The organism is Bradyrhizobium lablabi, assembly GCF_001440475.1.
In the GTDB taxonomy this organism is placed as follows: domain Bacteria; phylum Pseudomonadota; class Alphaproteobacteria; order Rhizobiales; family Xanthobacteraceae; genus Bradyrhizobium; species Bradyrhizobium lablabi.
Genome location: NZ_LLYB01000034.1, coordinates 175683 through 194717, shown reverse-complemented (window position 1 = coordinate 194717; position 19035 = coordinate 175683). Strand labels below are relative to the sequence as shown.

General features: G+C 62.0%; 19 protein-coding genes and 1 pseudogene. 8 read left to right on the top strand and 12 right to left on the bottom strand.

Annotated elements, in window-relative coordinates:
- Window positions 1-4 precede the first annotated feature (4 nt).
- From CQ14_RS02375 to CQ14_RS02340, 8 genes are all read right to left on the bottom strand, one after another.
- Window positions 5-460, bottom strand: coding sequence for a MaoC family dehydratase (locus CQ14_RS02375; RefSeq protein WP_057856333.1), 456 nt, complete (start codon window positions 458-460; stop codon window positions 5-7).
- A complete protein-coding gene (locus CQ14_RS02370; RefSeq protein ID WP_057856332.1) occupies window positions 460-1236 on the bottom strand; it encodes an enoyl-CoA hydratase/isomerase family protein in 777 nt (258 codons plus the stop codon). The genes CQ14_RS02375 and CQ14_RS02370 overlap by 1 nt, the downstream gene beginning before the upstream one ends.
- Complete coding sequence (locus CQ14_RS02365; RefSeq protein ID WP_057856331.1) at window positions 1233-2447, bottom strand: CaiB/BaiF CoA transferase family protein; 1215 nt, start codon at window positions 2445-2447, stop codon at window positions 1233-1235. Before CQ14_RS02365 ends, CQ14_RS02370 begins: the two co-directional genes overlap by 4 nt.
- Window positions 2448-2472: 25 nt before the next feature.
- A complete protein-coding gene (locus CQ14_RS02360) occupies window positions 2473-3189 on the bottom strand; it encodes an ABC transporter ATP-binding protein (RefSeq protein WP_057856330.1) in 717 nt (238 codons plus the stop codon).
- Complete coding sequence (locus CQ14_RS02355; RefSeq protein ID WP_057856329.1) at window positions 3186-3944, bottom strand: ABC transporter ATP-binding protein; 759 nt, start codon at window positions 3942-3944, stop codon at window positions 3186-3188. The genes CQ14_RS02360 and CQ14_RS02355 overlap by 4 nt, the downstream gene beginning before the upstream one ends.
- A 2-nt stretch (window positions 3945-3946) precedes the next feature.
- Window positions 3947-4966 carry a branched-chain amino acid ABC transporter permease gene (locus CQ14_RS02350; protein ID WP_057856328.1) on the bottom strand — a complete coding sequence of 340 codons (1020 nt, stop codon included), beginning with the start codon at window positions 4964-4966 and terminating at the stop codon, window positions 3947-3949.
- Window positions 4963-5865, bottom strand: a complete 903-nt coding sequence (locus tag CQ14_RS02345) for a branched-chain amino acid ABC transporter permease (RefSeq protein ID WP_057856327.1) — start codon at window positions 5863-5865, stop codon at window positions 4963-4965. Before CQ14_RS02345 ends, CQ14_RS02350 begins: the two co-directional genes overlap by 4 nt.
- A 98-nt stretch (window positions 5866-5963) precedes the next feature.
- Complete coding sequence (locus CQ14_RS02340) at window positions 5964-7223, bottom strand: ABC transporter substrate-binding protein (RefSeq protein ID WP_057856326.1); 1260 nt, start codon at window positions 7221-7223, stop codon at window positions 5964-5966.
- 169 nt (window positions 7224-7392) lie between these two features.
- On the opposite strand from CQ14_RS02340, the pseudogene CQ14_RS02335 reads away from it, so the two are divergent.
- The 6 genes and pseudogenes from CQ14_RS02335 to CQ14_RS02315 form a co-directional block, all read left to right on the top strand.
- Window positions 7393-8409: pseudogene (locus CQ14_RS02335) on the top strand (AMP-binding protein); the annotation flags it as partial.
- Between the two features lie 260 nt (window positions 8410-8669).
- Entirely contained in the window at window positions 8670-8885 is a 216-nt protein-coding gene (locus tag CQ14_RS45570; RefSeq protein ID WP_245320137.1) for an AMP-binding enzyme, read from the top strand.
- Entirely contained in the window at window positions 8882-9529 is a 648-nt protein-coding gene (locus CQ14_RS02330; protein WP_057856325.1) for a TetR/AcrR family transcriptional regulator, read from the top strand. Before CQ14_RS45570 ends, CQ14_RS02330 begins: the two co-directional genes overlap by 4 nt.
- Window positions 9519-10292, top strand: coding sequence for an SDR family NAD(P)-dependent oxidoreductase (locus CQ14_RS02325; RefSeq protein ID WP_057856324.1), 774 nt, complete (start codon window positions 9519-9521; stop codon window positions 10290-10292). The genes CQ14_RS02330 and CQ14_RS02325 overlap by 11 nt, the downstream gene beginning before the upstream one ends.
- A gap of 14 nt (window positions 10293-10306) precedes the next feature.
- Window positions 10307-12217: a flavin-containing monooxygenase gene (locus CQ14_RS02320; protein WP_057856323.1), complete on the top strand. Its 1911-nt coding sequence runs from the start codon at window positions 10307-10309 to the stop codon at window positions 12215-12217.
- Between the two features lie 536 nt (window positions 12218-12753).
- A complete protein-coding gene (locus CQ14_RS02315) occupies window positions 12754-13383 on the top strand; it encodes a 2-hydroxychromene-2-carboxylate isomerase (protein WP_057856322.1) in 630 nt (209 codons plus the stop codon).
- 16 nt (window positions 13384-13399) lie between these two features.
- Here the strand turns inward: CQ14_RS02315 and CQ14_RS02310 are convergent, their stop codons facing one another.
- Window positions 13400-14410: a glutathione S-transferase N-terminal domain-containing protein gene (locus CQ14_RS02310; RefSeq protein WP_063800288.1), complete on the bottom strand. Its 1011-nt coding sequence runs from the start codon at window positions 14408-14410 to the stop codon at window positions 13400-13402.
- A 161-nt stretch (window positions 14411-14571) separates the two neighbouring features.
- Between CQ14_RS02310 and CQ14_RS02305 the strand changes: the two genes are divergently transcribed.
- Window positions 14572-15366 carry a class II aldolase/adducin family protein gene (locus CQ14_RS02305; RefSeq protein ID WP_057856320.1) on the top strand — a complete coding sequence of 265 codons (795 nt, stop codon included), beginning with the start codon at window positions 14572-14574 and terminating at the stop codon, window positions 15364-15366.
- Between the two features lie 118 nt (window positions 15367-15484).
- Entirely contained in the window at window positions 15485-16426 is a 942-nt protein-coding gene (locus CQ14_RS02300) for a GAF domain-containing protein (protein WP_057856319.1), read from the top strand.
- Window positions 16427-16443: 17 nt separating this feature from the next.
- Here CQ14_RS02300 and CQ14_RS02295 read toward each other — a convergent pair whose 3' ends face one another.
- From CQ14_RS02295 to CQ14_RS02285, 3 genes are all read right to left on the bottom strand, one after another.
- Window positions 16444-17223, bottom strand: coding sequence for an ABC transporter ATP-binding protein (locus CQ14_RS02295; RefSeq protein WP_057856318.1), 780 nt, complete (start codon window positions 17221-17223; stop codon window positions 16444-16446).
- Window positions 17216-18007: an ABC transporter permease gene (locus CQ14_RS02290; protein ID WP_057856421.1), complete on the bottom strand. Its 792-nt coding sequence runs from the start codon at window positions 18005-18007 to the stop codon at window positions 17216-17218. The genes CQ14_RS02295 and CQ14_RS02290 overlap by 8 nt, the downstream gene beginning before the upstream one ends.
- Before the next feature lie 62 nt (window positions 18008-18069).
- A complete protein-coding gene (locus tag CQ14_RS02285) occupies window positions 18070-19029 on the bottom strand; it encodes an ABC transporter substrate-binding protein (RefSeq protein WP_057856317.1) in 960 nt (319 codons plus the stop codon).
- Between the last annotated feature and the right edge of the window lie 6 nt (window positions 19030-19035).

Below are 19035 nucleotides of genomic sequence, written 5' to 3'. Positions count from 1 at the left end.
GATTTTACGCCTTCGGCTTGCAGTGCATCAGACCGGTGCGGCGGCAGCTTGCCACCACCTCGCCGCGCTGATTGGTCATGGTGTGCTCGAATTCCACGATGCCCTGGTTCGGCCGCGACTTGCTCTCACGCTTGGCAATGATCCTGGTGTGCGCCTTCAGCGTATCGCCGTGGAATACCGGCTTTGGAAACTTGACGTCGGTCATGCCGAGATTACCGATCGTGGTGCCGAGCGTCGTATCGTAGACGCTCATGCCGATCATGATGCCGAGCGTATAGATACTGTTGAACAGCCGTTGGCCGAACTCGGTACCTTCGGAAAAATGCGCGTCGATATGCAGCGGCTGCGGGTTCATGGTCAGCAGGCTGAACATGGTGTTGTCCATCTCGGTCACGGTGCGGCTGAACTCATGATGGAATTCCCGGCCGACCTCGAATTCCTCGAAATACAATCCGGCCATCAGCGTCCCCTGTAGTTCGGCGTCCGCTTCTCGACGAACGCATTCAGCCCTTCCTGACAGTCCTCGGTCGTTGCGACAAGCGCAAAGCTCTCGGCTGCATTTTCTACCGAGCGACGGAAATCGGCGTCGACCGCCCGCATGAAGGCATCGCGCCCGATCTTCATGACGATGGGCGATTTGGCAGCGAGCTTGCGCGCAATCTCCCGCGCGCGCTCGAGCGCCGTCCCCTTCGGCACCACTTCGCTGAGCAGACCCATGCGAAAGGCGGTCGCGGCATCGAAGGGTTCGCCGAGAAACAGCGGACCGAAAGCCTGGTGCTTGCCGACCAGCCGCGGCAATTGCACGAAGTGGATGGCCGGGATCAGGCCCACGTCGATCTCGGGATAACCAAAGGTACAGGCGTCGCCGGCGATGATCATGTCGCAGGAGATCGCAATCGTCATGCCGCCAGCGCGCACCGCGCCGTCCACGGCGGCGATGGTCGGCTTGCCCATGCGATACTGCGTATCGTTGAGCGCGAAATACAGCCGTTCAAGGAACTTCTTGGTCTCGATGCCGGGCTTGCCGCGAACGATGTCCAGATCAAGCCCGGCGCAAAACACCTTGTGCGCGCTGCCGATGACAACCGCTCGCACCGCCTCGTCGTCCCTCGCCTTGGCCAGCGCCGCCAGCAGCGCATCGATCAGGTCCATGCTGAGCGCATTGACCGGCGGACGATCGAGCATGATCTCGGCAATATTGCTCGTGACGGAATAACGAACGAGATCGGTACTCATGCGGCGTCTCCCTTGGCCTGGCGCACTGCGCCGGCCTTAACCAGATCGTCGATGTCGCCGCGCGCGAAACCCGCTTCGAGCAGCACCTCGTAACTGTCCTGGCCTATATCAGGTGCGGGGCGCAAGTCATCCTCGGAAAGGCTCGCAATGCCCGGCGTTCGCGGCGAGTAAACCGGCCCAACGCCGGGCGTCTGCTGGCAGACCGCCGCCCTGGTCGCCTCGACATGGACGTTGCGCAGCCATTCTCCGGGGTCAAGGATCCGTTCGGCAATGAGATCGGCGGCATGTAGCCGGGCAAGCCAGGCGTCCGTCGGCTGCGTCAGAAACACCTCCCGCAACTGCGGGATCAGCGCATCTACGGCGTCGGCACGTCGCGCAAAATCGGCAAAGCGCGGATCATTGGCGAGGTCGTCCCGCCCGATTGCCGCGCACAGCCGCTTGTATTGCGGTTCGTTTACCAGCGTGACCATCATCCAGCCGTCGGTGGTCTGATAAGACCCCGCCGGAACGTTGAGCGCGCGCGGTGCCCCGCCCTCCAGAATGTGTTCGGCGACCTTGTGGCCAAGCAGCGCGGAGGTCGATTGGCACAGGTTAACGTCGATCCACCGGCCGGTGCCGACGGTTGCACGCGCAAACAGTGTCGTCGCTACCGCCTGGAAGGCATAGACGCCGGTGACGACGTCGGAGATCGTGGTGCCGGCCCGATGCGGGGTCCCGTCGTTGCCGACATTGATCGATACGAAGCCGGAGAACGCCTGTGCCACGGAATCGGAGCCCGGCCGTTTCGAATAGGGACCGCTCTGCCCGAATGCGCTGACCGAGAGATAGATCAGCCCCGGATTGTCGCGCGACAAATCCTCGTAACCGATCCCGAGCCGCGCGGCGACGCCCGGCCGAAAGCCTTCGATCAGCACGTCGCAGTCCCTCGCCAGCCTTCTGGCGATGGCAATCCCATCCTTGTGCTTCATGTCGAGGCAAAGGCTGCGCTTGCCGCGGTTATAGACCGCCGACAGCGTGGTATGGCTTCCATAGGTCGTGCCGAGAAACCGCGACCAGTCTCCCTCCGGCGGCTCGACCTTGATGACGTCGGCCCCGTACACGCCGAGCAGCATCGCGCAATAGGGCGAGGCGATGCCCTGCCCGAAATCCAGCACGCGCAGGCCGCGATATGGCGCCTCATGCGTCGGCGATAGCTTGCGTTCGATGGTCATTTCGTCCCCCGGGTCGGGCCGAAAGCTACAGCGCGAGGTAGCGCTGACGAATGTTTTCGTTGGCTTTCAGCTCTTCGATCCCGGAGGTGTAGACGATCTGGCCCTTGTCGATAACCGTCGCGTGGCTCGCAAGGCCAAGGCAAAAATGCATGTTCTGCTCGGCGATCAGCACGGTGGCGCCGGCGCCCCGGAGCTGCCGCAGCAATTCGCCGATCCGCTGCACGATGATCGGCGCCAGTCCTTCGCTCGGCTCGTCCAGTAACAGCAGCGCCGGATTGCCCATCAGCGTGCGCGCAATCGCCAGCATCTGCTGTTCGCCGCCGGACAACCGCCCCGCGATGCGGTGACGCAACGGCTCCAGAAGCGGAAATACGTCATAGATGCGCCGGATCGGCCATTCGTCCTCGCCGTTCGGCCCCTTCTTGGCCCCGATGACCAGATTGTCTTCAACCGTGTGTTCAGGGAAGATCTGGCGATCCTCGGGCACGAAACCGAGGCCGGCTCGCGCGATGCGATGCGGTTTCAGGCCGGAGACAACCCTGCCCTGCAAGGTAACCGTGCCCCGGCGGGCCGGAGCGAGACCCATGATCGCCTTCATGGTGGTCGACTTGCCGGCGCCGTTGCGGCCGAGCAGCGCCATGGTCTCGCCCTGCCGCACCGACAAGCCGACGCCGAACAGGATCTGGCTGGTGCCGTAATAAACGTCGAGGTCTTCGACCTGCACCACCGGCTGCGTGCTCATACGGCAGCCCCCGCGTGATGCTCGGTACCGAGATAGGCCTCGATCACGGCCTCGTTGCGCCGGATCGCATCCGGCGCGCCGGTTGCGAGAATTCGCCCGTAGCAAAGCACGACGATCTCGGGCGCGATCTTGAACACGATATCCATGTCATGTTCGATGAACACCACCGTGATTTTCTGCTTCTCCCAGAGCTCCCTCACCTTGTCGATCATCCGCCAGCGCTCCTCGGTGCCCATGCCGGCGGTGGGCTCGTCGAGCAGCAGCACCTTCGGATCGAGCACGAGCGCCAGCGCGATATCGAGCAGCTTCTGGTCGCCATGCGACAACGTCGCCGCAGTCCGGTTCCGCTTGCTGGCCAGACCCAACAACTCCATCGCATGCTCGGCGCGGTCGCGCGTCTCGGCCAAAGGAAAGCGACGATGCAGGACGCTCGCCTTGCGCTGATCGGCGCACACCGCTGCCAGCATCGTCTCCTGCACCGTAAGCGATGGAAAGATGCTCGCTACCTGGAATGCGCGGCCGATGCCGTGGCGCACGATCTCAGGCGGCGTGCGCCCGGCCAAATCGACGCCATTGAGCAGGATCTGGCCAGCGTCCGGCGTCAGCGCACCCGTGATCAGGTTGAAGAACGTGCTCTTGCCGGCGCCGTTGGGGCCGATCACAGCGGTGAGCGAACCGTCAGCGAAGTCGAGCGTGACATTGTCCGTCGCCTTGACGCCGCCGAACGATTTGGAAAGGGAGCGTATCTCCAGCATGGCTACTTCCCGCGACGGTCGCGGCGTTGCGCGTACCATTCGATAACGAAATCCATCAGGCCCTTCCGCAGGCCGATCGCGAAGAACAGGATCACGATTCCCAGCACGAGCCCATGATATTCAGTCAGACGGGTGACGGTGTCGTTGAGAATCAGAAGCAGCACGGTGCCGACCATCGGCCCCAGGAATGTGGTCACCCCGCCGAGCATGTTGATGAAGATGCCCTCGCCCGAAATGGTCCAATAGGCGAATTCCGGATAGGCCCCCGAGACAAACAACGCCATGATGACGCCGCCGGTCGAGGCGAACAGCGCCGCGAGCACAAAGATCGTCAACTTGGCACGCCAGACATCGATGCCGATGAAGCTCGCACGCGTGGCGTTGTCGCGGATCATGCGCAACGTATAGCCGAACGGCGACTGCGCGATCTGATGCATCAGGAACAGTCCGATCACCAGCAATGCGCAACTCGTGACGTAGAGATGCAAATGGTTCGATAGATCAATGCCCCAGAATGGCGGCCGCGGAATGCCGCCGCGCAATCCCTGATCGCCGCCCGTCAGCGATACCCAGGACAGGATGGTCGAGTGGATCAGCATCTGGAACGCCAGCGTCACGAAGGCGAAATAGATTTCCTTCAGCCGCACGCAGATGGCGCCAATCACGAGGGCCGTGACAAACGTGATTGCGAGCGTAGCAACGAATGCCACCGGGACGGAAACGCCGGTCTTCTGCATCATCAACCCGAAGCCGTAGGCGCCGAGGCCGAAGAACATGCCATGGCCAAACGAAGTCAGGCCGGTGTAACCGATCAGAAGGTTAAGAGACGTCGCGAACAGGCCGTAGGCCGCGCAGCGGATCACGAAATCGAGCAGAAATTTGCTGCTGAAGACCATCGGCAACAATGCAAGGACGACAAAGGCCGCCAACGCAATCAGGACATCCCGATTGCGCCGCGTCTTTACGTGGGGCTGCGGGACGTCGAGTGCCTGCGCGCCCTGATCGGCCGGCAGCTCGGTCATGCAACCTCCTTGCCGAACAGCCCGGTCGGCCGCGACACCAGGACGATCACCATGAACAGGTACATCAGCCCTTCCGTGAACAGCGGGAAGCCGAGCGATCCGAATGAGCGGATCATGCCGATCAGCAGCGCTCCGATCAGCGCGCCGAGGATCGAGCCCATGCCGCCGATCACGGTAACGATGAAGGATTCGATCAGGACCGAAAATCCCATGCCCGGCGTCAGCGAACGCACCGGCGCGGCGAGCGCCCCGGCAAGGCCCGCCAGCATCCCGCCGAGCGCAAACACGCCGCCATAAATCAGCCCGGTGTTGATGCCGAGCGCGGACACCATGCCCGGATTATGCGCGGCCGCCCGGATCACCTTGCCAATTCGCGTACGCGCCAATCCGAGCCCGAGTATAGCCGCAGCCGCCAGCGCGACACCGATCAGCAGCAGATAATATGGCGGCACCACCCCGCCGGCGATGAACAGTGGCGCCACCTGGAACGCCGCGGGCATGCCCATCGATTTGAACTCGGGGCCCCAGATCATCCGCACGACGTCGTCGAAGATCAGCACGAAGGCGTAGCAGACGAGCAGCTGCATCAGCACGTCGGCACCGTAGACGCGGCTCATGAAACCACGCTCGAAGACCAGGCCAAGGATGGCCGTGCCGGCCGCGCCGCACAGCATCGCCAGCGCAAAACTGCCAGTAAGCTGATAGGCCGTCATCGCGAAATAGGCGCCGAACATATAGAAGGCGCCGTGGCTGAAATTGACGACCTTGAGCACGCCGAAGATCAGCGTCAGCCCAACGGCGACGAGAAACAGCAACATGCCGATGATGAAGCCGCTGGTGGTTTGCGTCACCAGACAGGCGGAGCTGGCGAGACAGCCGGTAAGCGCATCGATATCCAAGGGAAGCATCCATTACGGCGTGCCGGAACGAACGGCGCGCGAGAAAAACTCCGCAACAAACAGAGGCGGCTCACGCCGCCTCCGTGATCGCCGACCGATCAGGCGTAACCCTTGCTCTTCTTCCACTCGGCTTCGAGTTCGAAGATCGTCTTCCAGTCGCCTGCCTGAACCTGCGGCACGTAGGGCTCCTGCGGGATCGTCGTTCCCCAGCCGATCGCGTAACCGACCAGCGTCTGGTCCTCGGCGCGCATGGTGACGGTGCCGTCGGCGCCGAACGGCGACTTGATCTTCAGGCCGCGCAGCGCCTCCGCAATCTTCTTGCCGTCGGCGGAGTTCGCCTTCTTCGACGCTTCCGCGAGCAGCATGATCGCGGTGGCATTCTCCCACGACCAGTTGGTGGGATATTCGTTGTACTTCGCCTTGTAGGCATCGCCCCACGCGGCATTCTCCGTCGTTGCCGGATAGGTCTTGATGTAGCGGTTGCCGGAGTGAATGCCCTTCGGCAGGTTCTTCACCACGGTCAGCGCGGTGTAGTCGGCCATGTTGACGGCGAAAACTTCCATCTGGCTGAACAGCGCGTAGATGTTGGCCTGATCGATATAGGACGTCAGGTCACCGCCCCAAAGGCAGGAATAAAGCGCTTGCGGCTTGGCTTGCAGGATCTTCGTCACCACCTCGGTGTAATCGGGCTGGAACAGCTTCGGCCAGGACTCGCTGATGATCTCGACGTCGGGTGCAAAACGCTTCAGATACGTCACGTATTCGCCGGTGGTGTCGCGGCCATAGGCATAGTCGGGCGAGCAGGTCGCCCATTTCTTCAGCCCCTTGGCCTTGGCGATCGCCGCGGCATAGCTGCCGCCGACGATCGAGTCGTGCACGCCCTGCCGCGCGGTGCGGAACGCATTGGGAATGTGCTGCTTCGGATCGGCGGTGAGCGACGACGTCTCCGAATTGGTGTGAATGCAGAGCACGCCGAGATCGCGCGCCACTTCATGCACCGCGAACGCACCCGATGACGCTTCGGCATCGATCAGAATTTCGCATCCGTCGGTATTGACGAGTTCGCGGGCGACGCGGGCGGCTTCCTGCGGCTGCCCCTTGGAATCGCGGATCACCATCTCGATCTGACGTCCGGCCAGACCGCCGGCGGCATTGACCTTCTCGACTTCCAGCACCACCGCGTTGCGCGAGGAGGTGCCAAGCTGCGCGACGCGTCCGGAGAGAATGGTCGGCATGCCGACCTTGATCGTCTTGGCTTGCGCGCGCGCCACCCAGGGCGTCGCGAATGTCACGGCACCGGCGCCCATCATCGCCAACGTCGCACGTCGGCTTACGCCCGGTTTGCGGGTTCTCGTCATTGCTTCCTCCTGTGGGGTTTGCGTTCCCAAATCCCGGCCGGAGATCGTGTCGTCTCCGTATGGCCCAAGAATTTCAGAGCAAAGGGGGTGACGTCAAGCCAAATATGAATTACGAGTCAGAATTCATATTTGGAGAAGCAACCCGGGCAACCAGCCGTTCGAGCTGATAATGATCAATCTTTCCAGCTTCATCGCATTCCACGCCCGGCGAACGCCGGACCGCTGTGCGCTGAAATATCGCGGCGAGGATGTTTCCTATGCCGAATTCGACGCCCGTATCCGCCGCGTCGGCGGATGGCTCGCGGCGCGCGGGATCAAGCCCGGCGACGTCGTTGCGGCACTGATGAAGAACAGCACGGCGTTTCTTGAGCTGGTGTTTGCGACCAGCCATATCGGTGCGGTGTTTCTGCCGATCAACTACCGCCTGTCCGCCGACGAGGTCGGTTACGTCGTGGTCAATTCCGGCGCGCGCATCCTGATTGCGGATGAGGAGCTTGAGGGCATCACGGCCGGCGGCGCGCCAGTGGTGCTGCTGGATGAAGCTGCGCAATCCAACGCAACACGTCTTGCGCCCGATATCGCCCCTGCCCCAGTTCATGTGAAACCGCCGCGCGACCTGATGCGGCTGATGTACACATCAGGCACGACCGACCGCCCCAAGGGCGTGATGCTGACTTACGAGAATCTGTATTGGAAGTCGGCCGACCAGACGCTCGTGCTTGGATTGAACGCGGACACGCGCTTGCTGGTGGTCGGTCCGCTCTACCACGTCGGCGCTCTCGACCTGCCCGGTATCGCGGTGCTCTGGCATGGCGGCATGCTTTCCATCCTCCGCAACTTCGAGCCCGAGCAGGCGCTTGCTGCGATCGAAGCGGAGAAGCTCAACGCCGCTTGGTTCGCGCCTGTCATGACGACCGCGATCCTCACCTGCCCGACCCGCGACCGTTACGATGTATCGAGCCTGCGCTGGGCGATCGGCGGCGGCGAGAAAACGCCGGAAGCGCGCATCCGCGCCTTCTCCGAATATTTCAGGAATGCCCGCTACATCGACGCCTATGGCCTGACCGAAACGTGTGGCGGCGACACCTTCATGGAAGCCGGCCGCGAGATCGAAAAGATCGGCTCGACCGGCCGCGCCATCGCCCATGTCGAGATCGAGATCCGCGACGATGCCGGCAACAGGCTGCCATCAGGCGAGAACGGCGAAATCTGCCTGCGTGGGCCCAAAGTGACACAAGGCTACTGGAAGGATCCCGAAAAGACCGCCGCGGCCTTCTTCGGCGACTGGTTTCGCACTGGCGACGTCGGCTATCTCGACAAAGACGGCTTCCTCTATCTGACCGACCGCAAGAAGGACATGATCATTTCCGGCGGCGAGAACATCGCCTCCTCCGAAGTCGAGCGCGTCACGAACTGCCGCAGGTGCGCGAAGTCGCCGTCGTCGGCATGCCGGATCAACGCTGGGGCGAGAAGCCGGTCGCGGTTGTGGTACTCGGAGACGGCGCCACGCTGGAATTACCCGACCTCGCTGAACACTGCCGCGCGCGCCTTGCCGGCTTCAAGGTACCGAAGCAATTGATCATCCGCGACAGCCTGCCGCGCAATCCTTCCGGCAAGGTTCTCAAGCGCGTGCTACGCACTGAGCTGGAATCCCACGCATGACGCAAACTTCACCAAGCAAGATCACAAAACTCAACCGCGTCGAGCGCAACGCCTGGACCAAGCGCAAGATATTCGACGCCGCCACCAAGATCGTCGGCAAGTATGGTTATGCCGAAGCGTCCGTCGCCCGCATCACCGAGGAAGCCGGCGTCGCGCAAGGCACGTTCTACAATCACTTCGAGAACCGTCAGGAGCTGCTCGACCAGTTGCTGCCGAAGATCGGCATCGACATGGTTCATTTTATCCGCGAGCGCACCGGCACGGCGCACGCTGCACGACAGGAGATCGAGCGCTTCAGCGCCTTCTTCGACTTCATCCGCGAAGTGCCGGAATTTTTGCGCATCCTCAACGAGGCCGAATATTTTGCGCCGATCGGCTACCAGAAGCATCTCGACAATATCGCCACCGCCTATGTCCGCATTCTCCGGCGCGCCCGTCACGCCGGCGCAATCATCGACTATAACGACGAAGAGTTCGAAGCCATCGTTCACATGCTGATGGGTGCACGCGGCTATTTGAGCCGCCGCTACTCCTACGTTGGCGGCAACGTCACGGCAGCACCCGAGCACGTCATCTCCGCCTACCAGAAACTGGTCACGCGCGGTCTGTTCGTACCTGAGAGGAAGAACGGCCGTGACCGCTGAAGGGATCGTCCTCGTCACCGGCGGTAGCCGTGGCATTGGCGCGGCAACCGCCACGCTTCTGGCCGAACAAGGCCGCAAGGTCGTTGTTGTCGACATCTCACCGGAACCGCTCGCGGACACGCAAACGATTTTGTGGCCGGCTCCGTTCGATGTCGCGAACGAAAGCGCCGTCGTCAGCGGCATCGCCGATATCGAAGCCGCACATGGCCCGATCGCCGGCCTCGTCAACGCCGCGGGCGTGTTCGGCAAGATGCACAGAATTGAGCGCGTGCGAATGGATCAATGGGACCGCGAGGTCAATATCGATCTGCGCGGCACCTTTCTGGTCGCCCGCAGCGTCGGCGTGAAGATGGCCGAGCGCCGGCATGGCGCGATCGTCAATGTCGCCTCCGTTGCCGGCATGACCTCGGGGCCGATCCATGCCTATACCGCCGCGAAGGCTGGTGTCATTCAGATCACGCAGACGTTGGCCGCCGAATGGGGCCGCAGCGGCGTCCGCGTCAATGCGGTGTCGCCCGGCTTCACACGCACCGTCGCGCTGGAGGCCGGCATCGCCTCGGGCGCGCTGAACAAGAAATGGCTTGAAAGCCCAACCGCGATGAACCGGCTGGTCGAGCCGATCGAGGTCGCACAGGCCATCGCGTGGCTGCTTTCGCCAATGAGCAGCGGCGTCACCGGAATCAACCTTCCCGTCGATGCCGGCTATGTCGCCGGCACCACCTGGGCCGCCTATGGCGGCCTGCCGGAAGCATCAGGCGCGTAAACGAGGACATCAGCATGAATATCGAGCTGCCGCGCAAGAAACTCGATCTGTCATCGGCCATCGCCGAGGGCGATATCCGTGTGCTGCTGATGGTGCTGGTGCATATGACCGGCGACGAACGCTGGCTGGAGCCGCCCTACAAGCCCAAGCGCGACGTCCGCCTGATTCCGGATCCGCACGCCGGCGTGCCGGAGGAGATCCAGGCCGAGATCCGCGCGGCCGTGTTGAAGCTGTTTGCAAACGGCGAACCGAAGCCTGCCATCACCGATCCCGGCAATGAACTGATGCTGAAGATGATGCGCGCGACGCTGGGCGAGAACGTGGCCCCGGAATACGCGCCGCTGATGCGCGAGGAAATGGGCTTCATCCCCCGGGAGGCGCGCTGGACCAAGGCACCATCGAACGAGAAGCTGGCGCAGCAGCATGTGCTGATCGTCGGCGCCGGTGTCTGCGCCATCGCGCTGAGTGTCGCGCTGGGCCGGCTCGGCATCCCCTACACCATCGTCGAGAAGAACGACGAACTCGGCGGCACCTGGTATGTCAACCGCTACCCCGGTTGCGGCGTCGATACACCGAACCATTCCTATTCCTTTTCGTTCGGAAAGAGGAACCCATGGACGCGCTATTTCGCCCAGCGCCAGGAATTGCTCGACTACCTCAAGAAAGTCGCGCTCGAACACGACATCCGGAAGCATCTGCGCCTCAACACCGAATTGACGTCGTCGCGCTGGGACGAGAACAAGCGGCGCTGGATTTCGACGCTGAAGACCCCCAAGGGCGAGGAAACCTTTGAATCGACCACGCTGGTCAGCGCGATCGGTCAGCTCAACGATCCTCACCCGGCACATTTCAAGGGCGAAGAGGATTTCAAGGGAGTGACGCTGCACTCCGCCCTGTGGTCCGATGACATCAATCTCGACGGCAAGCGCGTTGCCGTGATCGGCACCGGCGCGACCGCCATGCAACTGGTGCCGTCGATCGCGGACCGCGTCGCGTCGGTTACGGTTTACCAGCGCACCGCACAGTGGGCGCGGCCGGTGGCAGGTTATTCCGATCCCATCACCGAGGGCGCGCAGTGGCTGCTCGCACACCTGCCGTTCTATGTGCAGTGGTATCGCTTCAACATGTTCTGGCGCTATGGCGACGGCCTGCTGCCGTTCCTGCGCAAGGATCCGGCGTGGCCGCATCCAGACCGCGCCGTCAACAACGGCAACGACCGGCATCGTGAAGAATTGACGGATTTCATCCTGTCGGAACTGAAGGACCGTCCAGATCTGATCGAAAAATGCGTCCCGACCTATCCGCCCTACGGCAAGCGCATCCTGCTCGACAACAACTGGTTCAAGACGTTGACGAAACCGAATGTCGAACTGGTCACCGACACGATCGACCATTTTGCCCCCGACGGCATCGTCGCCGCCGACGGCAAGTTGCGGCCCGCCGATATCATCGTCATCTCCACCGGCTTCAAGGTCACGGAGATGGCCGCTCGCCTCAACATCACGGGACGCGATAGGAAAAATCTGAAGGCGAGCTGGGCCAACGACAACCCGACCGCCTATCTCGGGCTCACCGTGCCGGACTTTCCAAATCTCTTCGTGATGCTCGGCCCCAATTCAGGCCCCGCGCATGGCGGCAGCGTGATCTTCCAGTCGGAATGCCAGAGCCGCTACATCTCGGCCTGCCTCGTCGAAATGATCGAGCAAGGCATCGCTGCGATCGATGTTCGTCGGGAAGCGCACGATCGATACATCAGACAAGTAGATGCCGAGCATGAGCAATTGATCTGGACGCATCCCGGCATGACGACCTATTACCGCAACAAGCAAGGCCGGGTTTTCTCGGCGATGCCATGGCGGTTCGTGGACTACTGGGCGATGACCCACGATCCTGATTTACGTGATTACCGCCACACAAAGGCCTGAAATACCAGCGGGCACGGGAACCCGGACGATCAACAAACCTACGTTTACTTGACACGTGCCTTTATCTGCCGCAGCATTTCCACGACTGCACCTGCGGGNAGTCACGGAGCGTCAGCTCCCCGCTTCGCAGGCACTGGCGCCCCGGTTACGTNGATCGAGACGACACGCAGCGGAAGCGGACATACAGTCCGTTGGCCAACTCTTGGAGAGGAGCATGACGCCACCGGGTCAGCCGGTGACCTTGCTCAGCGCAAGGTCCAGGCGTGGTTGAGGTGATAAGCAGCTGCCAGCCTCATTGCGCCTTTCGACAATTCGAGCACATACGCGGGACTGGAGCGCCAAGGCCACGCGCTGCCGGATCCTGAGATAAATACTGGTGTCTACCAGAAATCCTTCGCCTAAAACGAAGATGTCGGGCCCCGCGATGCTCTGATGCACCGGGGCCCATTCGTTTTTGCGGCATCAGAATCGCATCGCCTGGTTCCACGCTCGGTTCGGATCGAGGATAATGACCTCAATCGAACAGAGACATCCGAATGGAAAAGCCCCGGGTACGAATTTACACCGATTACAAAAGCCCCTACGCGTTCGTCGCCAACAAGCGGCTGTTCGAACTCGAAGAAACTTGCGGTGTCGAACTCGAATGGCTGCCATACACGCTGCGCATTCCCGAATTCATGGGAACGGTGGAGGAGCGCACGCCGCATTTCTGGCGCAAGGTGCGCTACGCTTATATGGACGCGCGCCGTTACGCCAATGCGCAGGGCCTCACCATGAAAGGGCCGCGGCGCATCTATGACGCCTTCTATGCCAGCGCCGGCATGCTGTTCGCTCAGCGCCATGGCCTGTTCCGGCCCTATCACGACACGGTGTTCCGGCGGTTCTGGAGCCATGATCTCGAAATTGACGAGTTGTCGGCAATCTCGGGCGTGATCGCGTCGATCGGCGGTTCGTCGGATCAATTCGAGGCTTACGTCCACGGCCCGGCGCGGGCCGAGCACGACCGCATCATCGACGAGGCGGAGGCGCTCGGCGTTTTCGGTGTACCGACCATGGTCTTCAACGGTGAACTGTTCTGGGGCGGCGATCGCATCGACATGCTGATCGAGCGCATCCAAAATCCGGAATCGATCGTGACAGCGCTGGGCAGCCGCTATCGGACGTGAGGCCGCGAGCTGAGCGCTAGCCGGTGGTCAAATGCTGCCAACACCCGGTGCGCTCCAGCACCGGCCGCAACGCAGTCCTGCTGTCGGCATCGAGCGCTGAAAACTTGTCGCGAAGCAGCGAGAGGCACTTCACCTGATATTTGAACGGCGCCAGCGCGCAAGGCAGGCCCCAGACATTCATCTCCAGCCGCTCAAGGCCTTTTGCGAACGCCTCGGCGTTAGCAACCAGGAACGGCAAATAGAGTTCGCCTGATATCTTCAACAGCGCCTCGGTCATGCCACTGAGCGCCCGTTCGCCCGGATACCAGTCCCCCTCCACGCCCGAGGCATCGTCCAGTCGTCGCACCCAATGATCGGTAAACGGCGCGTTCGCGCGCATGATCCGCATCGGGGTCGGATCGGTCGCCATTTCGCTGAGCTGCCCGAACCAGGCGAAGTCGGCGAGCGAGGGCCGGCTGCCGAACAGATAATTGGTCATCCCGACATGCGGCTCGAATGCCGCCAGTATTCGCAGGTAGCTCTCTTCCAGCAGCGGCTTGTTCTCCGCGGTGGCGCCGAGAATGACCATCCGCGAAATCTGCCGCTGCCGGAACTGCTCGATTTCCTCCGCGCTGCCGTTTGCGGCCTCCGAGACCGACCACTCCTCGCCGGCCCAGCGCGAGACATAGGCCTGGTCTTCCGCATCCCACCAGCGATAGAGAAACAGCGGCTTGACCGCCCATTCGTCGGCGAGGTCTTCCAGGAGATCGCAGACGAACGCGACCGCCTTGTCGCCGGGAATGACGGAGCGGTCCTTGTGACGGCGCTCGAGGTCGTAGGCCAGCGTCGTGGTTTCGCCGCGGTAGGTACCATCTGGATATTGCAGCACCGGAATCAGATTGGGTCGCAAGTGCTCGGTCGCCTTGCGCAGCGCCTTGGTCATGATGACCCAGTCGAAGGGAATTCGCCGGTAGCGCAGCAGCGCCCGCAGCTTGATGGCGTAGGGCGACGCGGTCGATCCGATCAGCCGGTAGCGTCCTTCGGTCATGGTACCCACCTCGCCTCCTGCCATAGCGCATTCGATTTTCACCCGCCAGACCTGCAATAACGCCTGCGGTACTCGCCTTGCCGCGCACCGAAATGCAGCTATCCTGCGGAACAATGATCGGCCCAGCGGGCCGGATAATTCCTCTCCGCGGAGAAACGTCCATGAATCCTCCTGTCAGCTCACCCGCCGTCAAGGTCGTGAAATCCGTTCGCGAACAGGTGAGCGCGGAGGAATGGCAGGCGCGAGTCGATCTTGCGGCCTGCTACCGCCTCACAGCGATGTATGGCATGACCGAGATGATCGCCAATCACATCTCATGCCGCGTACCGGGGACGACCGATCAGTTCCTGATCAATCCTTACGGGATGCTCTACGAGGAAATCGACGCATCCAGCCTGATCAAGGTCGACGTCGAGGGCAACACGCTGTTCAACGCCTCCGACTATGGCGTCAACGTCGCGGGATTCGTCATTCATAGCGCGATCCACATGGCCAAGCACGACATGGACTGTGTCGCACATACGCACACGCCGGCCGGCATGGCGGTCTCGGCGATGGAATGCGGATTGCTGCCGCTGGCGCAGACCTCGATGCGATTTCTCCACATCGCCTATCACGACTTCGAGGGCATCGCCGACGATGTCGACGAGCGCGCGCGGCTGGTCAGGGACCTCGGTGATCACGAAGCCATGATCCTGCGCAACCACGGTCTGCTCGTTGTCGCCCGCACCGTGCCGGCGGCCTTCAACGTGCTGTTCCGCCTCGAGCGTGCCTGCCAGGTGCAGGTCATGGCGCTGTCCTGCAACACCAAGCTGATCTACCCGCCACAGAACGTGCTGGAAGAAACCTACGACAAGATGCGGCCGCGGACCGACCGGCCCGCGCGGAACGGCGAGCTCGCCTGGCCGGCGCTGCTGCGCAAGCTTGACCGCACCGATCCATCCTATCGGAACTGAGCCGCTCGGCACGCCGGAACTCCGCACGATCTTTGGGCGGAGCCTGCCTGTAATTTGATCGCACCTGTCGCCGCTAAATCGCCGATGCTGCTGTCAGGCGTGGTGGCAGGTGCGTCCGATGAAGACATTCATTCGCGTGGTTGAATTGTGGGTGCCCGACCGAACCCGCACCCGCCTGGAGTTCGGCGGCTGTCTTTGCAGCGACGAATATTCGGAGTTCAAGGCCGTCAGCGAGAACGCGCTGTTCGCCTATGATGAAGGGCTACCCGGCAAGGCCTGGGCCGCTGGCCATCCCGTCATCCTGACAGAGTTCGCAAACTCCTACTTCAAGCGCACGGACGAGGCGGTCGAAGCCGGATTGACCTGCGGCGTGGCGCTGCCGGTCTTTGCCGGCGAATTCCTGATGGCGGTGATGGTGCTGTTCTGTGGCGACGATGAAAAGCACGTCGGCGCCATCGAGCTCTGGCACAACGATCCCGAGAAGTCCCATGAGATGGGCCTGGTCGACGGCTATTACGGCACAGCCGATATGTTCGAGTTCAACTCGCGGCACACCAAATTCCCGCGCGGCTTCGGCCTGCCCGGTCGCGCCTGGAAAGCCGGCATGCCGCTGATCATCAAGGATCTGCACAACGCCAAGAGCTTCCTGCGCTGGGAGGAAGCGAGCGAAATCGGAATCAATTGCGGCGTCGGTATTCCCTATACGACCTCTCCGGATCAGACCTGGGTCATGACCTTCCTGTCCGCGCAGGCAACGCCGATCGCCAGACGTTTTGAGATCTGGGTGCCGGACCCGTCGCGAACGGAACTGGTGTTTCAGTCCGGCGATTGCAGCAAGAATGCCGATCTCGCCTCGCTTTATGCGTCAAAGACGATCCGCAAGGGCGAAGGCTCAATCGGCGGCGCCTGGGCGACGGGCATGCCCGCCATCAACGAGCATTTGAAGGTCGATGAATCGATTGCGGCGCAGCTCGCGCGCGCAGCCGGCATGAACCAGATCGTCGTTCTTCCCGTGATCGAAAACGCGATGCTCAAGGCGGTGCTGGCCTGGTACCTCTAACCAATGGGTGCGGCAGGTCAGCCCGCCTTGCGGCCATGATGACTATGCAGTTGCGAGGACAGAAGGCGCCGCCACTCGTTGAACTCCGGACTTGCAATATCGCGCGGCCTTGGAAGGTCGATAGAGTATTCATTGTCGATGCGGCCCGGCCCTGGTGACATGACCACGACCCGATCGGCCAAGAAGATCGCTTCCTCGATCGAGTGGGTAACGAAAATGACGGTCAGGCCGGTTCGCGACCAGATCTCGACCAGCTCGTCCTGCAGCCGCTCGCGGGTCATCGCGTCGAGCGCGCCGAACGGTTCGTCCATCAGCACGATTTCGGCATCATTGGCGAGCACGCGGGCAATGGCAACGCGCTGCTTCATGCCTCCGGAAAGCTGATGCGGATAGATGTCGGCGAAGTTCTGCAGGCCGACGAGTTCGATAAAACGATCCGTCGTCTCGCGGATTTCCGCCCTTGTCCGCCCCCTGGACTTCGGGCCGAAGCCGATATTGTCGCGGACATTGAGCCAGGGAAACAAACCATAGTCCTGAAAGACCATGCCACGGCTGGGCCCGGGCCCTGTTATCGGCATTCCCCACATCAAGACATCGCCCTGCGTGGCAGCCTCGAACCCGGCGGCCATGCGTAGCAGCGTCGATTTTCCGCACCCCGACGCGCCGATCAGACAGACGAATTCGCTTTTTTTCACGCGCAGGCTGGCGCCGCGCAGCGCCTCGATGGCGCGGCCATTTTGCGAATAGGTCTTGCCGGCGTTCTTCATTTCGAGAATGGGGATCGCACCTTCAGCCATGCGATGGGCTCCAGGCCAGGAGACGCCGCCCAATCAGCATGACCAATTGATCGGAAAGAAAACCGAAGGCGCCGATGACGATCATCCCGGAAATCACGATCTCGGTGCGCGAAAGCTGGCGGGCTTCCATGATGATGGCCCCCAGCCCTGTCTGGACGCCGGTCATCTCGCCGACCACGATCACGACCCACGCAAAGCCCAAGCCGAGGCGCGTGCCGGTAAAAATAGACGGTAGCGCCGCGGGCAGCACCACGCGAAAGAACTGCGCCGAGCCGCTGCAGCCGAGCATCGAGGCTGCCTCGAACAGCCGCGGCTCGACCGAACGCACGCCAAAGATGGTGTTCACGAGGATCGGATAGAACGCGCCAAGGAAGACGAGAAAGAACGCGGATCGCGGTCCGAGCCCGAAGATGATCATCGCAAGCGGCAGCCATGCAGTGACCGGAACCGGCCGCAGTATCTGGATGGTCGGGTCGAGTAACTGCCGGATGAGCGGCACCCGCCCGATCAGCATGCCAAGGGGCAGCGCGACAATGAGTGCCAGCGCGAATCCGCCATAGACGCGGCTAATCGAAGCCAGCAGATGAATATGCAGGGTCTTGCTGTAGGCATCGTCATTGATTCCGCCGAAGGCAAGATCCCGGAGTTCGAGCCAAACCTCGTAAGGCGGCGGGATCAGGCTGCCCGGCCGCCCGATCGTGGCAAAATGCCAGATCGCCAGCATCGCCGCGGGAAAAGCCGCTGCCAGCAGCAGGGGCCTCAGGCGTGGCCACCATGTCGCCACCCCCGAGGCCTTGCGCTCCGCGACCGCGCCATCCCCGCTATCGGACGCGAGCGTGGTCACGGTCAGGTCGGCTTCACCGCATCGACAAAGCTGGTGTCGATGAAGGTCGAGAAATCCGGCAGCCGCTTGATCTGCTTCAGCGCCAGCATGTGATCGGCATAGATTTTCGACTGCTCGATCTGCTTTGCTTCAAGCTTCCATGTCAGTTCGACATTGGGGACGGAAGCCTCGATCGCCTCCTTTTTCTGGCCGAGCTTGCTGGACGCCATCGCGACCATCGCGTCCTTGTTCTTCGACGCGAAATCCGTTGCTCTCTGGTGAATGCCGAGCATCACCCGGACGAGGTCGGGCTTTTCGGCGATCACGTCGCGATGGGTACCGAACACCATGTTCAGCGAACCCATCGCCGTCGAGTACGGATATTCCACCAGCGTTCCGATCCCGCTGGACAGCGATACGCCGGGACCCGGCTCTGCGCCGACATACGCATCGATGTCGCCGCGCGACAAAGCGATATGCATTTCGCTGAAGGAGACGCGGACCGGCTCAACGTCCTTGATCGTCATGCCTTCCATCCGCAGCCGTTCCAGGAAGAATACTTCCTGTGTGGTCCCGGGAAAAACGGCGACGCGCTTGCCCTTCAGATCCTTGATTGCGGCGATCCCTGCGTCCTTTTTCGCAATGATGGCCATGCCGCGGTTACAGGTCGAGGCAATCACCACGACCGGCTCGCCGGCCGCGGCACCGAGCAGTGCGGCGGCGATGCCGAACGCGCCGAAATCGACCGACTTGGTGACGACGGCGTTCTTGCATTCGGTCGGCGTTTCGAACGGCAACACCTCGATCTTGTAACCCGCCGGCACGAACTGCTCGTAGAAATAAGGCGCGATGGAGTGGATGAGTTTTAGAGCACCAGCCCTGATGACGACGGGTTGACCTTGAGCGCGTACGATAGCCGGGCTGGCGATGAGACCGGCACCAATGCCGGCAATGAATTCACGTCGGCGGATGCCGTATGTCATCGTGCA

Excerpts from the sequence above, each read along its gene's own strand:
- CQ14_RS02375 (WP_057856333.1), bottom strand. The coding sequence starts at position 460 with ATGGCCGGATTGTATTTCGAGGAATTCGAGGTCGGCCGGGAATTCCAT.
- CQ14_RS02370 (WP_057856332.1), bottom strand. The coding sequence starts at position 1,236 with ATGAGTACCGATCTCGTTCGTTATTCCGTCACGAGCAATATTGCCGAG.
- CQ14_RS02365 (WP_057856331.1), bottom strand. The coding sequence starts at position 2,447 with ATGACCATCGAACGCAAGCTATCGCCGACGCATGAGGCGCCATATCGC.
- CQ14_RS02360 (WP_057856330.1), bottom strand. The coding sequence starts at position 3,189 with ATGAGCACGCAGCCGGTGGTGCAGGTCGAAGACCTCGACGTTTATTAC.
- CQ14_RS02355 (WP_057856329.1), bottom strand. The coding sequence starts at position 3,944 with ATGCTGGAGATACGCTCCCTTTCCAAATCGTTCGGCGGCGTCAAGGCG.
- CQ14_RS02350 (WP_057856328.1), bottom strand. The coding sequence starts at position 4,966 with ATGACCGAGCTGCCGGCCGATCAGGGCGCGCAGGCACTCGACGTCCCG.
- CQ14_RS02340 (WP_057856326.1), bottom strand. The coding sequence starts at position 7,223 with ATGACGAGAACCCGCAAACCGGGCGTAAGCCGACGTGCGACGTTGGCG.
- CQ14_RS45570 (WP_245320137.1), top strand. The coding sequence starts at position 8,670 with ATGCCGGATCAACGCTGGGGCGAGAAGCCGGTCGCGGTTGTGGTACTC.
- CQ14_RS02330 (WP_057856325.1), top strand. The coding sequence starts at position 8,882 with ATGACGCAAACTTCACCAAGCAAGATCACAAAACTCAACCGCGTCGAG.
- CQ14_RS02320 (WP_057856323.1), top strand. The coding sequence starts at position 10,307 with ATGAATATCGAGCTGCCGCGCAAGAAACTCGATCTGTCATCGGCCATC.
- CQ14_RS02315 (WP_057856322.1), top strand. The coding sequence starts at position 12,754 with ATGGAAAAGCCCCGGGTACGAATTTACACCGATTACAAAAGCCCCTAC.
- CQ14_RS02310 (WP_063800288.1), bottom strand. The coding sequence starts at position 14,410 with ATGACCGAAGGACGCTACCGGCTGATCGGATCGACCGCGTCGCCCTAC.
- CQ14_RS02305 (WP_057856320.1), top strand. The coding sequence starts at position 14,572 with ATGAATCCTCCTGTCAGCTCACCCGCCGTCAAGGTCGTGAAATCCGTT.
- CQ14_RS02300 (WP_057856319.1), top strand. The coding sequence starts at position 15,485 with ATGAAGACATTCATTCGCGTGGTTGAATTGTGGGTGCCCGACCGAACC.
- CQ14_RS02295 (WP_057856318.1), bottom strand. The coding sequence starts at position 17,223 with ATGGCTGAAGGTGCGATCCCCATTCTCGAAATGAAGAACGCCGGCAAG.
- CQ14_RS02285 (WP_057856317.1), bottom strand. The coding sequence starts at position 19,029 with ATGACATACGGCATCCGCCGACGTGAATTCATTGCCGGCATTGGTGCC.